Here is a 3,193-nt window from a genome sequence, read left to right as displayed (position 1 = left end):
GTCAGGAAGTGTTTATCCATGCGCAGAAGGACCAGAACAATGTCGTCAAACACAACGAAACCACCTTCGTCGGCAATGACCGCAGTGAACAGGTCGATCATGACGAGACGATCAGTATCGGGCATGACCGCAGCCAGACGGTGGGCCATGATGAGCGGATCCGTATTGGCCAGGATACGTTTGTCGATATAGGCCGAAATCAGAAAATAAACATCGCCAAAGACCGTATCGAGACAGTGGGCAATCATCGCCACGACCAGATCATAGCCAATCACCACATCAGCGTCGGCGGCAATCTTGAGCATCAGGTCGAGGGGCATGCAGAGCTGGAGGCGGGCCTGGAAATCCGCAGGCGCACCCGACGCTACGACCTTCGAACAGCGGAGGCTGTGATCATCCAAGGACCTGGAGGCTCGATCCGGATTGATGACACGGGCATCACCCTGGACAGCCCGACCATACACATCAACGGCGTCTTGCTCCAATCTGCAAGCGGTAGCAGCAACCCCTTTTCCATCAGCAGCGCCCCCATCACTGGCAAGCCTTTGGAGCGTCTATGCGGGCGGCGCCCCGATGGCACCTGCCCGTTGCCCGACTGCCGCTGTATCAAAGGACCAGTCCAATGAATACAGCACCCTCGCCTCTGGCCGGCGAACCTCTCCGGCATCCTTATCGCTTTTTGCTGCTCATGACCAGCGAGCTTGAGTACTGGGCCTACCGGCCCATACCGCAAGAAGGTGAATTGGTGCCGGCCTATGCCCCATCGATACTCGACCTCATCCACGACGTCAGCCGAAATACTCAACATGCCTGGTTATGGAAGCGCAGCGCGCTGGACGACCGCCACGAATCTGGGCCTTTGCTGGTCAACGTTTCAGAAGCGCCCGAACTGCTTGCCCATGCAGTCACAACCTGGATGCCCGCTGGAGGGGCCATAGCACTGGATAGCGAAGCTTGCCTCGCAGTGCTAGCGGAGCACTTCACCAGCCTTACTCAGGTCACGCTCCCGGATCAGGGAGCAGCCACTTTTCATTTGAAGCCGGATCATCTTTCAGCCTGGCTCGATGCTTTGGACGACGATCATCGCACCACCTGGCTTGGGCCTGTGTCGTCACTGGCCTGGCGAGTCAACTGGGGGCCGGCCCATGAATGGAAAACACACGAGCGCACCCCGACCGCTGCCCGCCCGAGATCGCAAGCACCGCTGCACCTGCGCGTACATGAACTGGATCGGCTGCACGCAGGTATACGCGAGCACTTCATCCTCACGCTGGTGCACGAAGTCTTGGCCATGCCACCCCATGTCGCCCAGACGTTCACCAGCATCAGGGAATGGGTTGAAGCCCTGTTGCCGCAGTTGAAATCCCTCAACTTTCGCGACGAGCAAACCGCAGGTGAGTTCATTCGGCTGATGGCCGGACACATGTGGCTGATGAGCAGTGACCAGGCTACGAAAATCTACACCAACCTCAACGAGTCGCCCCAGGCCCGTCTTCGCGAGCTGCACGCACTGGTCCAAATCAAGGAATCCACCCATGACTGACGCCGCCGTCGACAGCGCCACAGCCGGCCCTGCCTGCAGCCCGCGCGTACCTATCCTGCCGGTGCGCTATGCCATCGTGCCGCGTACCGGCGATGCCCCTGCCTGCCGCTACGCAGACGCAGGCTTCAATCTCGAACACGGCTTCGCCCCACTGCTGCACTCGTCCTACACCCTGCGCGCACTGCGCCCAGGCTACATCTACGTATTCATGAAAGGTCCTCAGGGCGAAAAGCTGGTCATTCATGAGTACGACGGTGAAGGACGCTATCAGGAGCTGCGCTATCAAGGGCTCGAAGGCTACCACCTGCGCCAACGCTACCTGTCCAGCCAGAGCATGGGCTGGGTATGGGCCGATACCTGCCAGGACACCGCCAAGGAAGTGTGGATCGGCTACAGCCCTCACCTTTGGACCAACGCCACGACTGCCCGCATCACCGCTTCGGCAGCCCTGCGCAAACGGCACATGCGCAAGCTGGACATGGCCGAGCTGATTGCCGGTAACCAAGCACCCTCCACCCAGCCCCATGTACTGCCGCTCAGCGCCCTGCAAAATTGGGTCGAAGACTACAAACCGGCAAGCCGGCGGATGTCCCTGACCTGGAGCAGCCACGCGTCCACCGGCATCTTGTCCGTCGGCAGACTCAACGCCATTGCCCGGGATTACCCCAGCACCCAGCCGAAAATACCGGTGGTAGTGGCGCTGGCCGATGCTGAAGGGATAGCCCTGGACCTGAGCCTGTCGGTCTCGGCCTATCAGCACCAACTGCGCGATCTAATGCCCGCCGAACAACTGGAACACACCAAGCCCGCGCAAAGCTCCGAGCAGGAGCATGTACCGGCGTGCTATCGGCTCGATGCCGAGCGGCTCAGCCAGCAGAGCCGCCATTTTCACCACCGCAACTTGGTCGCCCTGCTGCTGAACAAAACACTGGAGACACTATATCCAGCGGATATGCCCTCTCCAGACGTGGTCGAAACAAGACTGCAATCCACTCGCACCGGACGCCCTCTCTCCCCGGCCGAGGCACGTTATCGGGCGCTCACGCACGAGGACTATTCCCCGAACGGTGCGCGTTTGGCGCTGCGCATCGATACCGACAAATACCTGCAATTCCTCGCCGAACGCGATGAGCTGGAGCAGCGCATTGCTGGCCTGCGCCACCTTGCCCTGCAAGCCAGTCATGATCACGACGCGTGGTTGGCCACGGCCGAAGCTGCGCATATCGATGACCCTTACAGCCTTGCCGCCGCACTGGCGTGCTATGACCGCAACGAACGCATCTCGGCCCGTGGCCTGGAAATCTCCCTGGCCCTGCTGATTAACCCGATGGGCCAACCGACGCCCGGTACCGAAGACCAAGACCGTCGTTTCAAACGCCTGGAACAGTGGCTGGACCAACACGACAGCCCGCTCTACACCGCCCTGGCGCCGTTCAACCCCTTCAAGGACAAAGCCGATGCGGTCGGCAGTGTGCTGGGTGGCAGCGACAATGTCATCGAAGGGCTGGCCGGGCGTTTTCCGGCCATTGCCGGCATCACCGATCTCACGGCCCAGTCCGTCAACACCGTGGTGCTCAAGCGCCTGAGTGGTCGGACCCGATGGGATGCCAGCCATACCCTGCGTCAGCAAGTACTGCTGGCAGCGCGTGA

Annotated in this window: 3 protein-coding genes; all 3 read left to right on the top strand. The window is 60.7% G+C overall.

The window, feature by feature from the left end:
• Positions 1-626, top strand: a 626-nt coding sequence (locus tag FEM01_RS23960) for a bacteriophage T4 gp5 trimerisation domain-containing protein (RefSeq protein ID WP_431188624.1), incomplete at its 5' end; no start/stop codon positions are given.
• Positions 623-1,543: a DUF4123 domain-containing protein gene (locus FEM01_RS23955; RefSeq protein ID WP_240791793.1), complete on the top strand. Its 921-nt coding sequence runs from the start codon at positions 623-625 to the stop codon at positions 1,541-1,543. The genes FEM01_RS23960 and FEM01_RS23955, both read left to right, overlap by 4 nt.
• A partial coding sequence (locus tag FEM01_RS23950; RefSeq protein WP_276611145.1) for a T6SS effector BTH_I2691 family protein occupies positions 1,536-3,193 on the top strand: 1,658 nt, incomplete at its 3' end. The genes FEM01_RS23955 and FEM01_RS23950, both read left to right, overlap by 8 nt.

It is taken from the genome of Pseudomonas mosselii (genome assembly GCF_005796105.1).
GTDB lineage: Bacteria > Pseudomonadota > Gammaproteobacteria > Pseudomonadales > Pseudomonadaceae > Aquipseudomonas > Aquipseudomonas mosselii_C.
This window is presented reverse-complemented; position numbering and strand designations above follow the sequence as displayed.

Coding starts and splice junctions, on each gene's coding strand:
- FEM01_RS23955 (WP_240791793.1), top strand. CDS start 623: ATGAATACAGCACCCTCGCCTCTGGCCGGCGAACCTCTCCGGCATCCT.